The organism is Streptomyces globisporus (assembly GCF_003501885.1).
GTDB lineage: Bacteria > Actinomycetota > Actinomycetes > Streptomycetales > Streptomycetaceae > Streptomyces > Streptomyces globisporus_D.
On sequence record NZ_QWFA01000122.1, the window covers coordinates 1 to 18,872 of the forward strand.

Annotated in this window: 17 protein-coding genes; 7 read left to right on the top strand and 10 right to left on the bottom strand. The window is 71.2% G+C overall.

Going from position 1 to position 18,872, the window contains the following annotated elements; genetic code table 11:
• The coding region (locus tag D3105_RS21950) for a heavy metal translocating P-type ATPase (protein WP_118904793.1) at positions 1-711 on the top strand (711 nt) is incomplete at its 5' end.
• Positions 712-1,323: 612 nt separating this feature from the next.
• On the opposite strand, the gene D3105_RS21955 is transcribed toward D3105_RS21950, so the two are convergent.
• The 3 genes from D3105_RS21955 to D3105_RS21965 all read right to left on the bottom strand — a co-directional run bounded on the left by D3105_RS21955 (position 1,324) and on the right by D3105_RS21965 (position 5,688).
• Positions 1,324-2,622 (bottom strand): citrate synthase, encoded by a 1,299-nt coding sequence (locus D3105_RS21955; protein ID WP_010056523.1) that lies wholly within the window; start codon positions 2,620-2,622, stop codon positions 1,324-1,326.
• A 215-nt stretch (positions 2,623-2,837) separates the two neighbouring features.
• Entirely contained in the window at positions 2,838-5,063 is a 2,226-nt protein-coding gene (recD2, locus tag D3105_RS21960) for an SF1B family DNA helicase RecD2 (RefSeq protein ID WP_118904794.1), read from the bottom strand.
• 61 nt (positions 5,064-5,124) lie between these two features.
• On the bottom strand, positions 5,125-5,688 hold the full coding sequence (locus D3105_RS21965) for a MarR family winged helix-turn-helix transcriptional regulator (protein WP_118904795.1): 564 nt from the start codon (positions 5,686-5,688) through the stop codon (positions 5,125-5,127).
• A 147-nt stretch (positions 5,689-5,835) separates the two neighbouring features.
• On the opposite strand from D3105_RS21965, the gene D3105_RS21970 reads away from it, so the two are divergent.
• Together D3105_RS21970 and D3105_RS35760 are read left to right on the top strand one after the other, a co-directional pair.
• Positions 5,836-7,500 (top strand): MFS transporter, encoded by a 1,665-nt coding sequence (locus tag D3105_RS21970; protein WP_118904796.1) that lies wholly within the window; start codon positions 5,836-5,838, stop codon positions 7,498-7,500.
• 48 nt (positions 7,501-7,548) lie between these two features.
• A complete protein-coding gene (locus tag D3105_RS35760) occupies positions 7,549-7,683 on the top strand; it encodes a hypothetical protein (protein ID WP_276311852.1) in 135 nt (44 codons plus the stop codon).
• Positions 7,684-7,738: 55 nt separating this feature from the next.
• Here the strand turns inward: D3105_RS35760 and D3105_RS21975 are convergent, their stop codons facing one another.
• The 3 genes from D3105_RS21975 to D3105_RS21985 form a co-directional block, all read right to left on the bottom strand.
• On the bottom strand, positions 7,739-9,196 hold the full coding sequence (locus D3105_RS21975; RefSeq protein ID WP_118904797.1) for a DUF4157 domain-containing protein: 1,458 nt from the start codon (positions 9,194-9,196) through the stop codon (positions 7,739-7,741).
• 193 nt (positions 9,197-9,389) lie between these two features.
• Positions 9,390-10,040, bottom strand: a complete 651-nt coding sequence (locus D3105_RS21980) for a peptidoglycan recognition protein family protein (RefSeq protein ID WP_118904798.1) — start codon at positions 10,038-10,040, stop codon at positions 9,390-9,392.
• Between the two features lie 90 nt (positions 10,041-10,130).
• Entirely contained in the window at positions 10,131-11,012 is an 882-nt protein-coding gene (locus tag D3105_RS21985) for a lysozyme (protein ID WP_118904799.1), read from the bottom strand.
• A gap of 238 nt (positions 11,013-11,250) precedes the next feature.
• Here D3105_RS21985 and D3105_RS21990 point away from each other — a divergent pair, with 238 nt between their 5' ends.
• The 3 genes from D3105_RS21990 to D3105_RS22000 all read left to right on the top strand — a co-directional run bounded on the left by D3105_RS21990 (position 11,251) and on the right by D3105_RS22000 (position 13,160).
• Positions 11,251-11,958 (top strand): bleomycin resistance protein, encoded by a 708-nt coding sequence (locus D3105_RS21990; RefSeq protein ID WP_118904800.1) that lies wholly within the window; start codon positions 11,251-11,253, stop codon positions 11,956-11,958.
• Between the two features lie 418 nt (positions 11,959-12,376).
• A complete protein-coding gene (locus tag D3105_RS21995; protein ID WP_032775087.1) occupies positions 12,377-12,718 on the top strand; it encodes an RNHCP domain-containing protein in 342 nt (113 codons plus the stop codon).
• 22 nt (positions 12,719-12,740) lie between these two features.
• Positions 12,741-13,160, top strand: coding sequence for an RNHCP domain-containing protein (locus D3105_RS22000; protein WP_118904801.1), 420 nt, complete (start codon positions 12,741-12,743; stop codon positions 13,158-13,160).
• A gap of 79 nt (positions 13,161-13,239) precedes the next feature.
• On the opposite strand, the gene D3105_RS22005 is transcribed toward D3105_RS22000, so the two are convergent.
• From D3105_RS22005 to D3105_RS22020, 4 genes are all read right to left on the bottom strand, one after another.
• Positions 13,240-13,791 (bottom strand): DinB family protein, encoded by a 552-nt coding sequence (locus tag D3105_RS22005; RefSeq protein ID WP_118904802.1) that lies wholly within the window; start codon positions 13,789-13,791, stop codon positions 13,240-13,242.
• 236 nt (positions 13,792-14,027) lie between these two features.
• Complete coding sequence (locus D3105_RS22010; RefSeq protein WP_118904803.1) at positions 14,028-14,864, bottom strand: sugar phosphate isomerase/epimerase family protein; 837 nt, start codon at positions 14,862-14,864, stop codon at positions 14,028-14,030.
• Positions 14,861-16,015 (bottom strand): dihydrodipicolinate synthase family protein, encoded by a 1,155-nt coding sequence (locus tag D3105_RS22015; protein WP_118904804.1) that lies wholly within the window; start codon positions 16,013-16,015, stop codon positions 14,861-14,863. Before D3105_RS22015 ends, D3105_RS22010 begins: the two co-directional genes overlap by 4 nt.
• Before the next feature lie 82 nt (positions 16,016-16,097).
• A complete protein-coding gene (locus D3105_RS22020) occupies positions 16,098-17,249 on the bottom strand; it encodes a Gfo/Idh/MocA family protein (protein ID WP_118904805.1) in 1,152 nt (383 codons plus the stop codon).
• 109 nt (positions 17,250-17,358) lie between these two features.
• Between D3105_RS22020 and D3105_RS22025 the strand changes: the two genes are divergently transcribed.
• Positions 17,359-18,468, top strand: coding sequence for a LacI family DNA-binding transcriptional regulator (locus D3105_RS22025; protein ID WP_240646986.1), 1,110 nt, complete (start codon positions 17,359-17,361; stop codon positions 18,466-18,468).
• The last annotated feature ends 404 nt before the right edge of the window (positions 18,469-18,872 follow it).

Here is an 18,872-nt window from a genome sequence, read left to right on the forward strand (position 1 = left end):
GGCGTCCAGGGCATCGTCGAGGGCCACGCCGTCCTCGTCGGGCGGCCCCGCCTCGTCGCCGACGCCGGGATCCCTCTCCCGCCCGCGCTGTCGCAGGCCTTGGAGGGGGACGAGGCTCACGGGCGTACCGCGGTCGTCGTGGCCTGGGACGGGGAGGCCCGGGGCGTGTTCGGGGTGGCGGACGCCGTCAAGGAGAGCAGCGCGGCCGCCGTGGCCGAGCTGCGCGCCCTGGGGCTGGAGCCCATCCTGCTGACCGGCGACAACCGGGCGGTGGCGGAGGCCGTCGCGCGCGAGGTGGGCATCGACCAGGTCCACGCGGAGGTGCTCCCCGAGGACAAGGTGGAGGTCATCAAGCGGCTTCAGGCCGAGGGCCGGGTCGTCGCCATGGTCGGCGACGGGGTCAACGACGCGGCCGCGCTGGCCACCGCATCCCTGGGGCTGGCGATGGGCACTGGGACGGATGCGGCGATCGAGGCGAGCGACCTCACACTGGTTCGTGGAGATCTCAAGGTGACAGCTGACGCAATCCGCCTTTCCAGGCGTACGCTGGCCACCATCAGGGGCAACCTCTTCTGGGCCTTCGGGTACAACGTCGCGGCCTTGCCCCTGGCTGCAAGTGGCCTGCTCAACCCTATGATCGCGGGAGCCGCCATGGCGTTTTCGTCCGTGTTCGTCGTCACGAACAGCCTCCGGTTGCGTGCCTTCACGTAACTTCCACAAAGAGATTTAGATCACACCGATTTCAGGGTAACCATCCGGTGGGTTCGTGAGTCTTAGAGTGCGATTGCCAAGGATGTCTTGGGGGACGTCCGACGGAGTGTCTTGGGGGACGCTCCTGATGGCATGCGTTGGCCGGGGCACGTGCACCGGGGAGCTTTGAGCGGCCCTCCCGTGCGTACGTACCCCGGCAGATCGCGGCACAACAGAACAACGGGAGCTTCGGCTCCCTGCAGACGCCCGGCCGGATCCCGTGGGGGGAATCCGCTCCGGGATATGGGAAGCGCCCCGACCGTCGACCCGTGGGGGGAATCCGCTCCGGGATATGGGAAGCGCCCCGACCGTCGACCCGTGGGGGGATCGACGGCGGGGCGCTTCTCCCTTTTCCGGGCCCGCCACAAGCCGTCAGGCCCGATCGGGCGCGCCACAAAGCGTTGTGGCCCCGGCGGACCGCCGCGGGGCGTCACAGCCCCGGGCAGGCCCCCGAAACGCCGAATCGCCCCGGACACCGCGCTCTGTGCGAAGCGCGGTACGCGGGGCGAAGGCAGTCGGCCGAAGAGGCCGGGGCACTACGGGGCGGACACGAGGTCCGGGTCGGGGTCCGGGTCAGCGGCCCTCGACCGGGACGAAGTCGCGCAGGACCTCGCCGGTGTAGATCTGGCGCGGGCGGCCGATGCGGGAACCCGGCTCCTTGATCATCTCGTGCCACTGGGCGATCCAGCCGGGCAGCCGGCCGAGCGCGAAGAGCACGGTGAACATCTCGGTCGGGAAGCCCATGGCCCGGTAGATCAGACCGGTGTAGAAGTCCACGTTGGGGTAGAGGTTGCGCGAGACGAAGTAGTCGTCGGAGAGCGCGTGCTCCTCCAGCTTGAGCGCGATGTCGAGCAGCTCGTCGGACTTGCCGAGCGCGGACAGCACGTCGTGCGCGGCAGCCTTGATGATCTTGGCGCGCGGGTCGAAGGACTTGTACACCCGGTGGCCGAAGCCCATCAGGCGGACGCCGTCCTCCTTGTTCTTCACCTTGCGGATGAAGGAGTCGACGTCGCCGCCGTTGGCCTGGATGCCTTCCAGCATCTCCAGCACCGACTGGTTGGCGCCACCGTGCAGGGGGCCCCACAGCGCCGAGATGCCGGCGGAGATCGAGGCGAACATGTTCGCCTGCGAGGAGCCGACCAGACGCACGGTGGAGGTCGAACAGTTCTGCTCGTGGTCCGCGTGCAGGATGAGCAGCTTGTCCAGCGCCGAGACGACGACCGGGTCCAGCTCGTACTCCTGGGCGGGGACCGAGAAGGTCATGCGCAGGAAGTTCTCGACGTACCCGAGGTCGTTGCGCGGGTAGACGAAGGGGTGGCCGATCGACTTCTTGTAGGCGTACGCCGCGATCGTCGGGAGCTTCGCCAGCAGGCGGATCGTCGACAGGTGGCGCTGCTGCTCGTCGAACGGGTTGTGGCTGTCCTGGTAGAACGTGGACAGCGCGCTGACGACCGAGGACAGCATGGCCATCGGGTGGGCGTCGCGCGGGAAGCCGTCGAAGAACCGCTTGACGTCCTCGTGCAGCAGCGTGTGCTGGGTGATCTCGTTCTTGAACGCCGCCAGCTCGTCGACCTTGGGGAGGTCACCGTTGATCAGCGTGTACGCGACCTCGAGGAACGACGAGCGCTCGGCGAGCTGCTCGATCGGGTATCCGCGGTAGCGCAGAATGCCCTGCTCACCGTCGAGGTACGTGATGGCGGATTTATAGGCGGCGGTGTTGCCGTATCCGCTGTCCAGCGTCACCAGGCCGGTATTGGCCCGGAGCTTCCCGATGTCGAAGCCCTTGTCGCCGACGGTGCTGTCGATCACCGGGTAGGTGTACTCGTCATCGCCGTACCGCAGTACTACAGCGTTGTTGGTGTGCTCGCTCACGTCATCCCTCACCGACGTAGTGCCTCTTCTTCGAGGTGCCCTGACTGTCTTCCACCCTCCCCCATTCGGCTCAGGAGAGTGCACTCGGGGTCGTCCATTGGACCTACTGACGGCACTGAGTGCCGCCAACTTACTCATCCTGCCCCCTTGACTCCGGTTCCGGAAGACCTCCGTGATGTTTCCCACCGATTTGATCGATCATTTTTGTGCGGGGGTCACGAGAAGTCTTCGCCGGACCCTCCCCGGAGCCGGAAATCCAGCGCCGTACAGCGTCTGCCTGCGGAAACCGTGCGGACCGCCTGGCCGATCGCCTTACGGGACCCGACGAGCACCACAAGCTTCCTGGCGCGGGTCACGGCGGTGTAGAGCAGGTTGCGCTGGAGCATCATCCAGGCACTGGTGGTGACGGGGATGACGACGGCCGGGTACTCGCTGCCCTGGGAGCGGTGGATCGTCATGGCGTACGCGTGGGCCAGCTCGTCCAGCTCGTCGAAGTCGTAGCCGATCTCCTCGTCCTCGTCGGTGCGGACGGTGAGCCTCTGTTCGTCCGGGTCGAGGCCGGTGACGACGCCGACGGTGCCGTTGAAGACGCCGTTCTCGCCCTTGTCGTAGTTGTTGCGGATCTGGGTTACCTTGTCGCCGACCCGGAAGACCCGGCCGCCGAACCGCTTCTCGGGGAGGCCGGGGCGGCCGGGGGTGACGGCCTGCTGGAGCAGCCCGTTCAGATGGCCCGCGCCGGCCGGACCCCGGTGCATCGGGGCGAGAACCTGCACGTCACGGCGTGGATCGAGACCGAACTTGGCCGGGATGCGGCGGGCCGCGACATCGACGGCGAGCTTGCCCGCGTCCTCCGTCTCGTCCTCCACGAAGAGGAAGAAGTCGCTCAGCCCCTCGGTGAGGGGTGGCTGTCCGGCGTTGATGCGGTGCGCGTTGGTGACCACGCCGGACTGCTGGGCCTGGCGGAAGATCCGGGTGAGCCGGACGGCGGGGACCGGACCGCCCTCCGCGAGCAGATCGCTCAGCACCTCCCCCGCGCCGACCGACGGCAGCTGGTCCACATCGCCCACCAGGAGGAGGTGGGCACCGGGTGCCACCGCCTTCACGAGCTTGTTGGCGAGCAACAGATCGAGCATCGACGCCTCGTCGACGACGACCAGATCGGCGTCCAGCGGGCGATCCCGGTCGTACGCCGCGTCCCCGCCCGGCTTCAGCTCCAGCAGCCGGTGCACGGTGGAGGCCTCGGCCCCGGTCAGCTCGGAGAGGCGTTTGGCGGCGCGCCCCGTGGGGGCGGCGAGCACCACCTTGGCCTTCTTCGCCCGGGCCAGCTCGACGATCGACCGTACGGTGAACGACTTCCCGCAGCCGGGGCCGCCGGTCAGGACGGCCACCTTGCGGCTGAGCGCGAGGCGTACGGCCTGCTCCTGCTCGGGCGCGAGATCGGCCCCCGTGCGGGTGGCGAGCCAGGCCAGGGCCTTGCCCCAGTCGACGTCCCTGAAGGCGGGCATCCGGTCCTCGCCGGTGTTCAGCAGCCGCCTGACCTGCCCGGCGAGGGACAGCTCGGCCCGGTGGAAGGGGACGAGATAGACCGCCGTGATCGGCTCGCCGCCCTCGGGGGACGGCACCCTCTCCCGTACGACGCCCTCCGGATCGGCGGCCAGCTCGGCCAGGCACTCGATGACCAGCCCGGTATCGACCTGAAGCAGCTTGACGCCGTCCGCGATGAGCCGTTCCTCCGGGAGGTAGCAGTGCCCCTGGTCGGAGGACTGGGACAGGGCGTACTGGAGCCCGGCCTTGACCCGCTCGGGGCTGTCGTGCGGGATGCCGACGGCCTGGGCGATCCTGTCGGCGGTGAGGAAGCCGATGCCCCAGACGTCGGCGGCCAGCCGGTAGGGCTGGTTCTTCACGACGGAGATCGAGGCGTCCTCGTACTTCTTGTAGATGCGGACGGCGATGGAGGTCGAGACGCCGACGCCCTGGAGGAAGACCATGACCTCCTTGATCGCCTTCTGCTCCTCCCAGGCCGCCGCGATCATCTTCGTGCGCTTGGGACCGAGGCCGGGGACCTCGACGAGCCGCTTCGGTTCCTGCTCGATGATGTCCAGGGTGTCGACGCCGAAGTGGGTGGTGATCCGGTCGGCCATCACCGGCCCGATGCCCTTGATCAGCCCGGAACCGAGATAGCGGCGGATGCCCTGGATGGTGGCCGGCAGGACTGTCGTGTAGTTCTCCACGGTGAACTGCTTGCCGTACTGGGAGTGCGAGCCCCAACGGCCTTCCATCCGCAGCGACTCGCCGACCTGCGCGCCGAGCAGCGCACCGACCACGGTGAGGAGGTCGCCGGCTCCGCGCCCGGTGTCGACGCGGGCGACCGTGTACCCGTTCTCCTCGTTGGCGTAGGTGATCCGCTCCAGGACCCCTTCGAGGACGGCCGTGTTGGACATGACCCGACGCTACCGGGTGCCGCTGACAGTGTGGTTCGCGGGAGAGCGCCGGTGAGACGGGTCAGGAGGCGGGGGGCGTCGGGCCGCCGTTCTCGTACTCGTTCGCCAACAGCGCGTCCATGGTGGAGCGCAGGGTGCCGAGGAACTGCTCGAACCGCTCGATCTCCTCGGGCGGATACGCCGCCATCGCCTCGGCCATCCGCTCGCTGTACGGGCCGAAGAAGGCCATGGCGCGCGGCCGGATGCCGGGGCTGCTGCGCAGGGTCACCACCCGGCGGTCGGTGCTCTCGCGGGTGCGGACGATGTGCCCCGCCTGTTCGAGCCGCTTGAGCAGGATGGCGGTCGCGCCGGAGGAGAGCGAGACGCGCTCGCTGAGCCGGGCCGGCGACAGGGGCGCGCCCTGGTCCTCCGCGTAGAGGATCTCGACAAGGGCGGCGGCGTCGGTGGAGTGCAGCCCGAGCCAGGCCGCGAAGCGGCGGGTGAACTCGGTGTAGTTGGCCCCGAAGGCGCGCAGGCCGTCCATCACGCGGTCGACCCGTACGGCCTCACGGTCGGCCGTGCCGTCTCCGTCGGCCGTGCCCTCGTCGGCCGGGCCGTGCCCGTCGGCGCCGCGTCCGTTCGTCATCGGCACTGCCCCACGCTCTCTTCCGCTTCAGGTTTCCGGCTCCCGCTCCGGCTCCGGCTCCGGTTTGACAACCTACCCCGCCCTATTTAACTTTGCCGCAAAGCTATCTACCTTTGCGGCAAAGCAATAGTCGGGAGTCGAACCACCGTGACCGAACCCGCGGAAACCCCACCCACAGCCCGCCAGTGGCTGGGCCTCGTCGCCGTGGCCCTCGGCGTGGCCCTGATCGTCGTCGATCTGACGATCGTCAACGTGATCCTCGCGCCGATCATCGATGACCTGTCCATCGGCTCGTCACAGGCCCAGTGGATCCAGGAGTCGTACGCGATCACGTTCGCGGCGCTCCTGCTGGTCACCGGACGCCTCAGCGATCTTCACGGCGCGCGGCGGATCTTCCTGCTGGGCCTCGCCGTGTTCGGCGCGACGAGCCTGCTGGCCGCGCTGGCTCCCAGCGGCGGACTGCTGATCCTCGCCCGGTTCGTCCAGGGCGTGGGCGGTGCGATGATGCTGCCCACCTCGCTGGCCCTGCTGAACGCCACGTTCACCGGACGGGCGCGCGGCCAGGCGTTCGCCGTGTGGGGCTCGACCATCGGAGCGGCGGCGGCCGTCGGCCCGCTGCTGGGCGGGTGGCTCGCCGACATCTCCTGGCGCTGGGCCTTCGGCATCAACATCCCGCTGGTCGCCCTCATCGCGCTGGGGGTCCTCCGGTACCTCGACGTGTCGCCCCGCGGCCGGGGGCGTATCGACGGCGTCGGCGCGGTGCTGTCGGCGGTGGGCCTGGGGCTTCTCTCCTTCGTCCTGATCGAGGGACGCACGTACGGCTGGCTGATGACGACGAAGCCGCTGGAGGTCGGTGGCCTCTCCTGGTCCGGCGGGCTCTCGCCGGTGTTCGTCGCCCTGCTCCTGTCCGTGCCGGCGCTGGGCGCGTTCTGGCGCAGGCAGGCCGCGTTGAGCCGGGCCGGGGACGAGCCGCTGATGGACGTGGGGCTGTTCTCCATCCGCTCGTTCCGCAACGGCAACTTCGTGACGCTGACGGTCGGTCTCGGGGAGTTCGGCATCATCGCGGTGCTGCCGCTCTGGTTGCAGTTCGCCCTCGGCTACAGCGCGTTCGAGGCGGGGCTCGCTCTCGTCGCCCTGGCGGCGGGCAGCTTCGCCGCCTCCGGGGCGAGCTTCCCGATGGCCGCGACCGTGTCCGCGCTCGCCCAGGTCAGGATCGGTCTGGTGCTGGAGGCCGCCGGGCTGACGATGCTGGCCCTGATCGCCTCCACGGACAGTTTCTGGTGGCTCATCGCCCTCGCGTTGTTCGTGTACGGGATCGGCGTCGGCTTCGCCACGGCGCAGGTGACCAATATCGTCCTCGTCGACGTACCGGAACGGAGCGGCGGGCAGGCGTCGGGCATCCAGAGTGCGGCCCGCGAGCTGGGGTCGGCCCTCGGCATCGCCCTCCTGACCACGCTGTTCTTCAGCACCCTGGCCTCCGGGGTGACCGACCGGCTCACCCGGGACGGTCTCGCGACGGACGAAGCGGAGCGGATCGGCGGTGTGGTGACGGACAGCGCCGGATCGGTGATCGACGCGCTCGCGGCGGAGTCGCGTACGGCATCGGCGGCGGAGGCGGCACGGGAGGCGATGGCGGTCGGCGTCCAGGTCACCGGGTACGTCTGCGCGGGGCTGCTGCTCCTGGCACTGGCGGCGACGCTGTTCATGTCGCCGAAGGCGCGCAGGAACGCGCGTACGGGAGCGGGGGCGGCGGACGCGGGGCCGCGCAGCAAGGATCTCGGCGAGCGGACCGGGGCCCGGCCGCCGGAGTGACCTGAGTGACCGGAGTCCGCTCCGTTCAACTGGAACGACGCGGACAACATGGGCGCCCCCGGCTCTCCCGAGGGCGTCCACTACTGGGTGATGACGGCCTGCCATCTCCCGCTGCCGGCCTGGGGCCCGCTGCTCGCGGTGGTCACGGCCGCCTACTACCGCCGCCGGCGCCGGGGGGGCTGAGGCGGCGGCGTCGGCCGTCGCCCATCGGTGAGCCCCGGAGGGAGTCCAGCCGTCGTCACATGAGCTTCCGGCGGCCGGACTCCCCCTCCAGGGCGCCCACGTTGATCGGCTGGAGGATGACGGTGATCGCGCCGACGGAGAAGTGCTGCACCGGGCCACCGGTGTTCCGCCCGTGGAAACTGTTCGGCAGCGCCTGCCCGTTGGTCGGGTCCGTGCCCGCCGTATACATGTCGATGATGCCCTCGTGCCCCTGACGGGCCTTCGCGTCGTTGCCGTCCGCGGCCTGTTCCACGGTGATGTGGTCGTCGCCGTCCACGGCGACCACGGCCGCCACGTGGTAGGGCCAGCCACTGGCGTTGGCGGGCCGCTCGTAGTCGCCCTGCCACGCGGTCTCCACGATGGCGTACGCCTGGCCGGGGCCCGGCCGCTCCTCGCCGTTCGCGTACGGGCCGCCGGGCCGGGCCGCCGCGTAGGCCTGGGCGCCCGCCACGTTCTCCTGGTCGCCCAGGCCGAACTGGGCACCGCCCAGGGCGAAGGCACTGGCATCCTGCCCGAGGGCCAGCCGCTGCCGGTGCATGATCTCCTCGGCCGTGTGGGCGCAGTCCGCGAGGAAGGCCGTCTCCGGCTCGTACTCCGTGTAGGTACGGCCCCCGATGTCACCGCTCTGCCCGGTGGCCGTGCAGTACCGGGGCGCCGGGGCGCCTGCCGCGACCCAGATGACGGTGGTGTCCGCGCCCGGCGTGAGCGGCATGAGGTAGAGGCCGTTCTCCGAGAGCCGTACGCTCCCCAACTCCTCGGTGTTGCCCTCGGAGAAGCGCTGGACGACCGTGGTGTCGGTACCGCGCGCCGTGTCGCGGGCGGTGACGTCCGCTTCGCGCTGTACGGAGGTGTCGCGGGAGCCCTGACGGCTCGGGGCACTTTGCTCGGGCGTCCTCCTCATCACCCGGACCGCGTTGGCCTCGGCCTCGCGCTCGAAGCGGTCGCCGGGGTCGGAGACGCTCAGGCCCGAGCCGTTGTCCGTACCGGCCACCGGGCCCTGGCGCTGCTGGATGACGTGCGTCAGCTCATGGGCGAGCGTGTGCTTGTCGCCACCGCCGTCACCGATGACGACATGGTTGCCGGAGGTGTAGGCGCGGGCGCCCACCTCGGCGGCGGAGGCACGGGCGGCGGAGTCGGTGTGCAGGCGGACGTCGGAGAAGTCGGAGCCGAGCCGGGATTCCATTTCCTCGCGCAGCGGTGCGTCCAGCGGTCTGCCCGGCGCGCGCAGCACGTCGTGCACGGCGGAGCGCTGCACCTGCTCCGCGCCGGGCTGCTGGTGACCGCAGTCGGGGCCGTGCCGGTGCCGGTCGCGCTGGAGCATGCGGAGGACGGCGGCGTTGCCGGTGGTGCGCTGGAGCGCGAGAAGCGTGTCGGGCGCCCGGCCGCTCGGGGCCGCCTCCCCCGACCGCTCGGCGGTGCCCCTTGCGGGGCGCTGCGGCTCCTTCTGGTTCTCTTTCGGCTCGTGCGCGCGCATGGACTTCCGCTCGTAGGGCTGGCGACAGGGTGTGCCCTTCCTGCCTACCCGGTGCGGCGGTCCCGGGTAAGGGCTGTACGGGACACGATGCGGTGGCCCGTGGGGGCAACGCGTCCGCCCGGCGGGCCCCGACGCACCTGGCACGACGTGACCACCCGGCCCCCGCAGCCCGGCCGCTCAGCCGCTCAGCCGCTCAGCCCATGCTCGCCGCGACCTCGCTCCGCAGCTGCGGCAGCTTGTCGTGCAGGACGCCCGGGCAGAGGGTGTCGCCGAAGTCCTTGTGTCCGTACAGGCGGCTGGGCGCAATGCCGTACTGGTGGCAGGCGTACGCGCAGAGCGCCACCAGGACCTCCCACTGGGCCCGGGGCGGCTGAGCGCCGTCGTGGTACGCGCCTTCGTTGGCGATGCCGATCGCCTGGTCGTTCTGGCCGGACGTGTGGGCGCCGAGGACGAAGTCACTGCCGCCGCGAAGGGTGCTGAGGCTGCGGTGGCGGCCCTCGGTGATCCAGCCGCCCCGGCTGATGAGGAAGTGGTAGCCCGTGTCGGTCCACCCGTTCTTGTCCATGTGCAGGTCCTGGACCCAGTGGGCGTGGCGGTGGGCCTGGGCGCGGGAGACGTCGGAGGTGTTGGCGCTGACCGTGTGGTGCACGATGATCTTCGTCGGCCGCTTGCCGACCAGGCTCACCGGGGACTGCGGCGGACGGGCCTGCCACTGCGTCGTGCCGTCGATGTCCGGTTCGACGACGGCGGGGAGGGCCTGGGCCGTGCCCGGTAAGGCGGCTGCGGCCAGGCCGCCGGCGCCGGCGAGCAGGATGTGGCGGCGGGACGGCTGCGGAAGGTTCACAGCGAGCTCCTGGTGTGAAGGGGTGGGCACACGGTGGGGGTGACGGCCGGGTGAGCCGCCGACGGGCTCACCCGGCCGTCACGAGAAGGATTACGCCGTGTTGTTGGCGAGGGCCTGGAGCCGCGCGAAGCTGCCGTTGAACTTGTTGCGGTCCACGTCGCCGGAGACTCCGCCGACCCGGCCGGTGGCCGTGTACTGCCAGATGGTCCAGGTGGGGAAGCCTGCGGGGATGGTCGGGCCGGCGGTGCCCCAATGGGCGATCCAGAGGGGGGACTTGGCGGCCATGCCGGTCCAGCTGCCGGTGCAGGTGTTCCACCAGCTGGCCGTCGTGTAGATGACGACGTCCCGGGTGGTGCGGGCCTTGTACGTGTTGTAGAAGTCGTTGATCCACGTCCGCATCTGGGTCGTGGAGAGGCCGTAGCACATGGCGCCGTACGGGTTGTGCTCGATGTCCAGCACACCGGGGAGGGTCTTGCCGTCCTTGGACCACCCTCCGCCGTTGCTCGCGAAGTAGCCCGCCTGCGTCGCCCCGTTGGAGACGTCGGGGCGGGCGAAGTGGTACGCGCCCCGGATCAGCCCGGCGTTGTAGGAACCGGTGTAGTTCGCGCTGAACCGGCTGTCCTTGAAACCCGTGCCCTCGGTGGCCTTCATGTAGGCGAAGCTGATGCCCGCGGCCTTCACCGAGCCCCAGTTGATCGCCCCCTGCCAGTGGGAGACGTCGATGCCCTGGACGCCGCTGGTGTCCATCGGCGTGATCCCGCCCGCCGCCGAGGACGCGGGGCCCTGCTCGATGCGGGTGCCCGCCCCCATCCACGCCTGTCCGGACCGGACCGGCTCGTCGGGTGCGGGCGGCGCGGCGGTGGCCGTGCCCGTTCCGGTCAGGATCAGCGCCACGGCACTGCCGAGAGCTCCGGCCAGCACGGCGCCTCGGGGTCTCTTGAGTCGGCGGGACGGAGAACGGTACGCGAGCATGGCCACCTCCGGGCAGTTGACGAGGACGGGATGCGCACGGCATGGCATCCGATAATCGGATGCCATGCACATGTCACGAGTAAGGCATGGGCACGGAAGGGCGTAAAGGGCCCTTTTGGACTAGACCTGTGCCGCCGCCTTCCACCTGCGAGAACGCGCCGAAACGGCGAAAACTTTCATTTCTGAAGGCTGTGGCCACCGTTGACCGGTGTATTCAAATTTGACTAGAGTGCGCCGCATGACCGAGACGACGATCCCGATGCTTCCCTGCCGGACCTCACTGATCGACTCCGTGGTCGCCTTCTACACCGCCCTCGGCTTCGACACGACGTACCTGCAGAGGAGTCCGTACGCGTACGCCGTCGTCGAGCGCGGGGCGGTGGAACTCCAGCTGTACGGGATGAAGGAGTACGACCCCGCGTCCTCCCACTCCGGGTGCTACGTCCTGACCGAGGACGTGGACGGTCTGCACGCGGCGTTCCGGTCGGGGCTCAAGGCGGCCTACGGGCGCGTCCCGACACGGGGACTGCCGCGCATCGGCCCGCTGAAGGACATGTCGTACGGGGTGCGGCAGTTCCTGGTGACCGATCCGACCGGCAACACGATCCGGATCGGCCAACCGACCAGCGACGACCCGAACCACCGGCCCGCCCCGAAGGAGACGTTCGCCCGCGCGCTGCACATGGCGGACCTCTTCGCGGACTCCAAGCAGGATCTGCCGGGGGCCGCGAAGATCATCGACCGGGTGCTGGGGCTGACGGACGAGGAGCCGACTCCGGTGCAGAAGCTGCGGCTGCTCGTCCTGCGCGGGGACATCGCCCAGCGGATGGGCGAGGCGGAGCGGGCGGTGGAGCTGCTGGAGGAGGCGGAGGCGGTCCGACTCGGCCCCGAGGAAAGGGAGTCGGCGGGCGATGCTCTGGCAAGGCTGGCGGAGCTGCGGGACTGATACCCCACCGATGTACGGGGTTTCAGGCCTCGCCGGGGCCCGGGGAAGCGGACCGGGCTTATTCGGTGGCAGGTCCCCCGGCCCCCTTGTTACGGTGCTCGCTCCTCGACCGCGGGACCGACCGCGGGTGACCTCTGGGCGCGAGCCCTGGAAAGCGGTTGATGTATGCCCCGGACAGTGACTCCGAGCCTCCCTCGTCGCATCCGTGACGCCGGGGTGACCGGGCCTGACCGTCCGCGGCCGCCGTACGCGACCGACTGCTGACACCTCACGGCCGGCTGCCGTCGCGCAGCCGTCCGGCCCCGCTCCCCGTACGCCCCTGACGCGAGGGGTGCTCGGTACTTCCCTGCTGCTTCGTTCCTCATCTTCGGCAAGGAGTATCCGGGTGTCTCACGACAACCCCCAGCACCGCTCAGCCATGTCCTCCCTGGACACCTTCACCTGCGTCCGCTGCGGACTGACCGTCGCCGCGTACGCACCCGACGGCAGTCGGCGCAACCATTGCCCCAGCTGTCTGCACTCGCAGCACCTCGTCGACCACGTCGAGGGCGGTCGCTCCGACTGCGAGGGCCGGATGGCCCCGATCTCCATCGCGGTGCTGCGCACCGGTGACTGGATGGTCGTCCACCGCTGCACCCGGTGCGACGAGCTGACCTCGAACCCGGTCTGCGGGGACGACAACCAGCTGATCCTGATGCGGATGGCCGTACGTCCGCTGGCCCAGCCGCCCTTCCCGCTCGAAGCCTTCGGTGACCTGTGAACCGGGCGAAGGGGAGGCTCCGATGACGCGGCGGGGGCCCCGTCGGGGATCGGGACGGCGTCCGCAGCGGGCCAAGGACGTGCTGCACGGACCGGCCGGGGCGCGCGGTGACGCGTTCCGGTGCGTCGGCTGCCGGCTCGACGTCCCCCTGGCGGCGCCGGGCACCGCTCACCGTAATCACTGCCCGTCCTGCCTGGTCAGCCTGCATGTGGACGGCCGGGTGCCGGGCGACCGGGCGGCGGGGTGCCGTGGGCGGATGGTGCCCCTGAGCCTGTCGGTGCGGCAGGACGGGGAGTGGATGCTCATCCACCACTGCCTCGCGTGCGGCCGGCTCAGCGCCAACCGCATCGCGGGCGACGACAACGCGCTGGCGCTCGTCCGGCTGGCGCTGCGGCCGCTCGCGGACGCGGCGATCCCGGTGCGGGCGATGCTCGCGCTGTGACCCCGGGGGCCGCCCGGCGACCGCCGGGCGGCCCCCGGTGAACCTGTTCTTCAGGTCACCCGGGGTCCACGCCCTCAGGTCACCCCGGGTCCTCGCCCGTCAGGCCGTCGACCGACTCGCGGATGAGGTCGGCGTGGCCGACATGGCGGGCGTACTCCTCTACGAGATCCAGGAGGATGCGGCGGAGATTGGGGCGTTCGCCGCCTCGGGTGACGAACGCGCCGAGCTGGTCCAGGCCGCCGCCGGTGCTGAGCGCCTCCTCGACGACGGCCCGGGAGCGGGCCACGGACTCCCGCCACAGCGTGCGCAGGTGATCGGGGGTGTCCTGGGCGGCCGTGCGGTAGGCCCAGTCCGGGTCGGTGTCCCAGTCGACCGTGTTCCACGGTGCGCCGACCGGGACACCGAGCCAGAGGCGGGCGAAGTGGCTGTCCTCGACGTGCGCCAGGTGCTTGAGCAGGCCGCCCAGAGTGACGGAGGACGCGCCGACCGTGGCCCGCAGCCCGTCCGTGTCCAGGCCGGAGGTCTTCCAGGCCAGGGTGGCCCGCTGGCGTTCCAGCGCGCCGAGGACGGCCGCCGCCTCCGTACCGGCGAGGGGAGGTTCGGGCCATTCTTCCGCTGCGCTCTCCGTCATGTCGGCAGATCCTAACGAACGGCGTCAGGCCGGCGAACAGACGGCGTGAGGTGGGCCGAGAAAGCGGAATGGGGCCCGGCCTCGCGGCCGGACCCCCCTCGCTTTCCCCTCCCGTCGGGCCTTCCCGTTCCCCCCGGACCCCTCCCCGGAAGTCCCGACGCCATGTGTGACCCGGGAGGGTACCCAAAGGTTGCAGCCCTTTACGATCTCTTTACCTTCGGTCAGGTGCGGGGCTCTCAGCAGGCATGTTGCACATACCGCTCCGCCACTTCCGCCAGGACCTCCGCCCCTTCGCGGGCCCACAGCGCCTCGTTGAAGATCTCCACCTCGATCGGGCCGTCGAAGCCGGCGGATTCCACTTCGCGGCGGAACGCCCGGAAGTCCACGCTTCCGTCGCCCAGTTGTCCCCGGCCCAGCAGGACGCCCGCCGGGAGCGGGGTGATCCAGTCGGCCAACTGGAAGGAGTGGATACGGCCGCTCCGGCCCGCGCGGGCGATCTGGGCGGGCGCTCGGTCGTCCCACCAGAGGTGGTAGGTGTCCACGACCACCCCCACCTGTTCGGCCGGGAAGCGTTCCGCGAGGTCCAGGGCCTGGGCGAGGGTGGAGACCACGCAGCGGTCGGACGCGTACATCGGGTGGAGCGGCTCGATCGCCAGGCGTACGCCGCGTTCGGCGGCGTACGGGGCGAGGACCGCCAGCGCCTCGGCCACCCGCTCCCGGGCCCCGTGCAGGTCGCGGCTGCCGGGCGGGAGGCCGCCGGAGACCAGGACCAGGGTGTCGGTGGACAGGGCCGCCGCCTCGTCGATCGCCGCCCGGTTGTCGTCCAGCGCGCGGGCGCGCTCACCGGGGTCGAGGGCGGTGAAGAAGCCGCCCCGGCAGAGGCTGGTGACGGTCAGCCCGGCGTCCGCGAGGAGCCGGGCCGTGCGCTCGACGCCGTACGTCTGCACCGGGGCCCGCCACAGGCCGACCCGGCCGATGCCCGCCTCGACGCAGCCCTCGGCGAGCTCGGGCAGCGACCACTGCTTGATCGTCTCCTGGTTGATGCTCAGACGTGCCAGGTCGCCGTCGGTCATCGTGCGCCTCCGTGGACGGCGAGCAGCGCGCGCATGCGGTGCGCGGCCAGGTCGGGGTCCGGGAACAGGCCGAGGCCGTCGGCCAGTTCGTACGCCGTCGCCAGATGCGGCAGCGAGCGGGCCGACTGGAGTCCGCCCACCATCGTGAAGTGGTCCTGGTGGCCGGCCAGCCAGGCCAGGAACACCACGCCCGTCTTGTAGAAGCGGGTGGGCCGCTGAAAGAGGTGGCGGGACAGCTCGACCGTGGGGTCGAGGAGGGCCCGGAAGCCGTCCACGTCCCCCGTGTCCAGCACCCGTACCGCGTGCGCCGCCAGCGGGCCCAGCGGGTCGAAGATGCCCAACAGGGCGTGACTGAAGCCGCGTTCGTCGCCCGCGATCAGCTCCGGGTAGTTGAAGTCGTCGCCCGTGTAGCAGCGCACCCCGCCCGGGAGGCGGCGGCGGACGTCGATCTCACGGGCCGCGTCCAGGAGGGAGATCTTGATGCCGTCGACCTTGTCCGGGTGTTCGGCGATGACCTTGAGGAAGGTGTCCGTGGCCTCGTCGAGGTCGGTGCTGCCCCAGTAACCCTCCAGGGCAGGGTCGAACATCGGGCCCAGCCAGTGCAGGATCACCGGTTCCGACGCCTGGCGCAGGAGATGGGCGTACGTGGAGAGATAGTCCTCGGGTCCCCGGGCGGCGCGGGCCAGGGCGCGCGACGCCATGAGAATCGGCTGGACGCCGTGCTCCTCGGCCAGGGCGAGCTGCTCCTCGTACGCCGCGCGGACGTCCGCGAGCGTGACCTCGCCCGTCGTCGGCAGCTGGTCGGTGCCCACGCCGCAGGCGATCCGGCCGCCCACCGCCTTCGCCTCGGCGGCCGAGCGGCGGATCAGGTCGGCCGCGCCCGCCCAGTCCAGCCCCATACCGCGCTGCGCGGTGTCCATGGCCTCCGCGACGCCCAGGCCGTGGGCCCACAGGTGGCGGCGGAAGGCCAGCGTGGACTCCCAGTCGACGGCCGCTGCGTCGTCCGGGCCGACGTCCGCGTACGGGTCCGCGACCACGTGCGCCGCCGAGAAGACCGTACGGGAGGAGGGGGCGCCGAGGCCCGGCGTCAGGTCGAGCGGGGTGGATCGGGGGGTGTAGGGGCCCTGAGGGAGGTGGATCGTGGTGGTCATGCCGGTCGCTCCCCGTCGTTGCGCCACGCGGTCGCGTGCGACAGCGGCTCCCTGCCGTCGCCCCACGCGGTCAGGCTGTACGTCACAGCGTCAGCTCCGGGATGTCGAAACGACGGCCCTCGGCGGACGACTTCAGCCCCAGCTCGGCCAGTTGGACGCCCCGGGCGCCGGCCAGCAGGTCCCAGGTGTACGGCGCGTCCTGGACGACATGGCGCAGGAACAGCTCCCACTGCGCCTTGAAGCCGTTGTCGAACTCCTGGTTGTCCGGGATCTCCTGCCACTGGTCGCGGAACGACTCGGTGACCGGGAGGTCCGGGTTCCAGACCGGCTTGGGAGTCGACGAGCGGTGCTGCACGCGGCAGTTGCGCAGGCCCGCCACCGCTGAGCCGTGCGTGCCGTCCACCTGGAACTCCACCAGTTCGTCGCGGTTGACCCGTACCGTCCAGGAGGAGTTGATCTGCGCGACGGCCCCGCCCGCCAGCTCGAAGATGCCGTACGCGGCGTCGTCGGCGGTCGCCTCGTACGGCTTGCCCTGCTCGTCCCAGCGCTGCGGAACGTGCGTCCTGACGTGTGCGGTCACGGAGGTGACCTGGCCGAACAGCTCGTGGAGCACGTACTCCCAGTGCGGGAACATGTCGACGACGATGCCTCCGCCGTCCTCCGCGCGGTAGTTCCACGAGGGGCGCTGGGCCTCCTGCCAGTCGCCCTCGAAGACCCAGTAGCCGAACTCCCCGCGCACGGACAGGATCTCGCCGAAGAAGCCGCCGTCGATCAGGCGCTTCAGCTTGCGCAGGCCCGGCAGGAAGATCTTGTCCTGGACGACGCCGTGCTTGATACCGGCGTCACGCGCGAGGCGGGCCAGGTCGAGGGCCCCCTCGACGTCCGTGGCGGTCGGCTTCTCGGTGTAGACGTGCTTCCCAGCCGCGATCGCCTTCTTGATCGCCTCCACCCGGGCCGAGGTGACCTGGGCGTCGAAGTAGATCTCGACCGACTCGTCCGCGAGCACCGCGTCCAGGTCCGTCGACCACTCGGTCAGACCGTGGCGCTCGGCGAGTTCCTCCAGGGCGTGGGCGCGTCGGCCGACGAGCACGGGCTCGGGCCACACCACCTCGCCGTCGCCGAGATCCAGGCCCCCCTGCTCGCGGATCGCGAGGATCGAGCGCACCAGGTGCTGCCGGTATCCCATGCGTCCCGTGACGCCGTTCATGGCGATGCGCACTGTCCTGCGTGTCACGAAGGTCCCTCCATACAGCCGTAGCAAGCGCTTTCTATCGGAGATGACGCTAGCCTGCCGACAGCGGCCGGACAAGAGGGGGCCGCACGTGACCTCACGGAGGACAGCGATGACAGTCACCCTGGCGGATGTGGCGGCCCGCGCCCGGGTGTCCCCGGCCACCGTCTCCCGCGTGCTGAACGGCAACTACCCGGTGGCGGCGTCGACCCGGGAGCGGGTTCTGCGTGCGGTGGACGACCTGGACTACGTGCTCAACGGACCCGCCAGTTCGCTCGCGGCCGCCACGTCCGACCTGGTCGGCATCCTGGTCAACGACATCGCCGACCCCTTCTTCGGGATCATGGCGGGGGCGGCGCAGACGCAGATCGGCGGCCCCGGGGACGGTTCGGGACGGGCGGGCGGCGAGAAGCTGGCCGTCATCTGCAACACCGGCGGCTCCCCGGAGCGCGAGCTGACCTACCTCACGCTCCTCCAGCGCCAGCGCGCCGCCGCCGTCGTCCTCACCGGCGGCGCGGTCGAGAATCCGGCGCACCAGGCCGCGATGGCGGCGAAGCTGGCGAAGCTCGCGGACGCGGGCACCCGGATCGTCTTCTGCGGGCGGCCCCCGCTGCCCGAGAGCGACGCGCTGGTCGCCGCGCTCGCGTTCGACAACCGGGGCGGCGGCCGCCGCCTCACCGAGCACCTGATCTCGCTCGGCCACCGCAGGATCGGTTACGTCGCCGGGCCCCGGGAACGCACCACCACCCGGCACCGGCTGGAGGGCCACCGGGAGGCGTTGCGCGCGGCGGGGCTGGATGTCCTTCCGGCGGGGGGCGGTCCGGCGGCCGGTTCCGGTGAGCAAGCGGCCGACGACCCGCTCGTCGTGCACGGGCCCTATGACCGGCGCTCCGGGTACGAGTCCACCCTCGAACTCCTGCGCAGGGCACCGGACGTGACCGCGATCGTGGCCGCCAACGACACCGTGGCGCTGGGCGCGTGCGCGGCGGTCCGGGACCAGGGGATGCGCATCCCGCAGGACATCTCGGTCGCGGGCTTCGACGACCTGCCGTTCTCGGTGGACGCGGTGCCGGCCCTCACGACGGTCCGGCTGCCGCTCGTCGAGGCGGGCGCCCGGGCGGGGCGGCTCGCGATGGGCAAGGAGAACCCGCCGCCCGGTGGCATCGCGACCATCGCGGCCGAGCTGATGATCCGGGGGTCCACGGCGGCGCCGAGGGGCTGAGCCGGCCCCCCGGGGGGGCTGGGCCGGTCCGCCGGTCCCGCCCTGGGGCCGATCCGCAGGGCCGGCCCCTTCAGCCGGTCCGGCGGCCACCGCTGTGCCCGGTGCCCGGTGGGCCTGGCCGACCGCCGCACCTGGTGGGGGTTCCCCGCCATGGGGGGCGGCTGCGGGCCGGAGTGCGAAAGATGGGGGCGACTCCCCCATGCGCCCGTACCCCCTCCCCCGCCACGATGGGCGCGGGCGGCCCGCACGGGGCCGGCCCGGGACCGGGGAGGTGCGGTGCGATGGCGGAGAAGAACCTGATCGACAGAGGGACGAGTCGCCGCCCCGCCCCCGGTGACACCTCTCCCCTCCTCGGCCCCCTCGCCCCGTTCGGGCGCGCCCCCTCGGAGCCGTGGTGGCTGCCC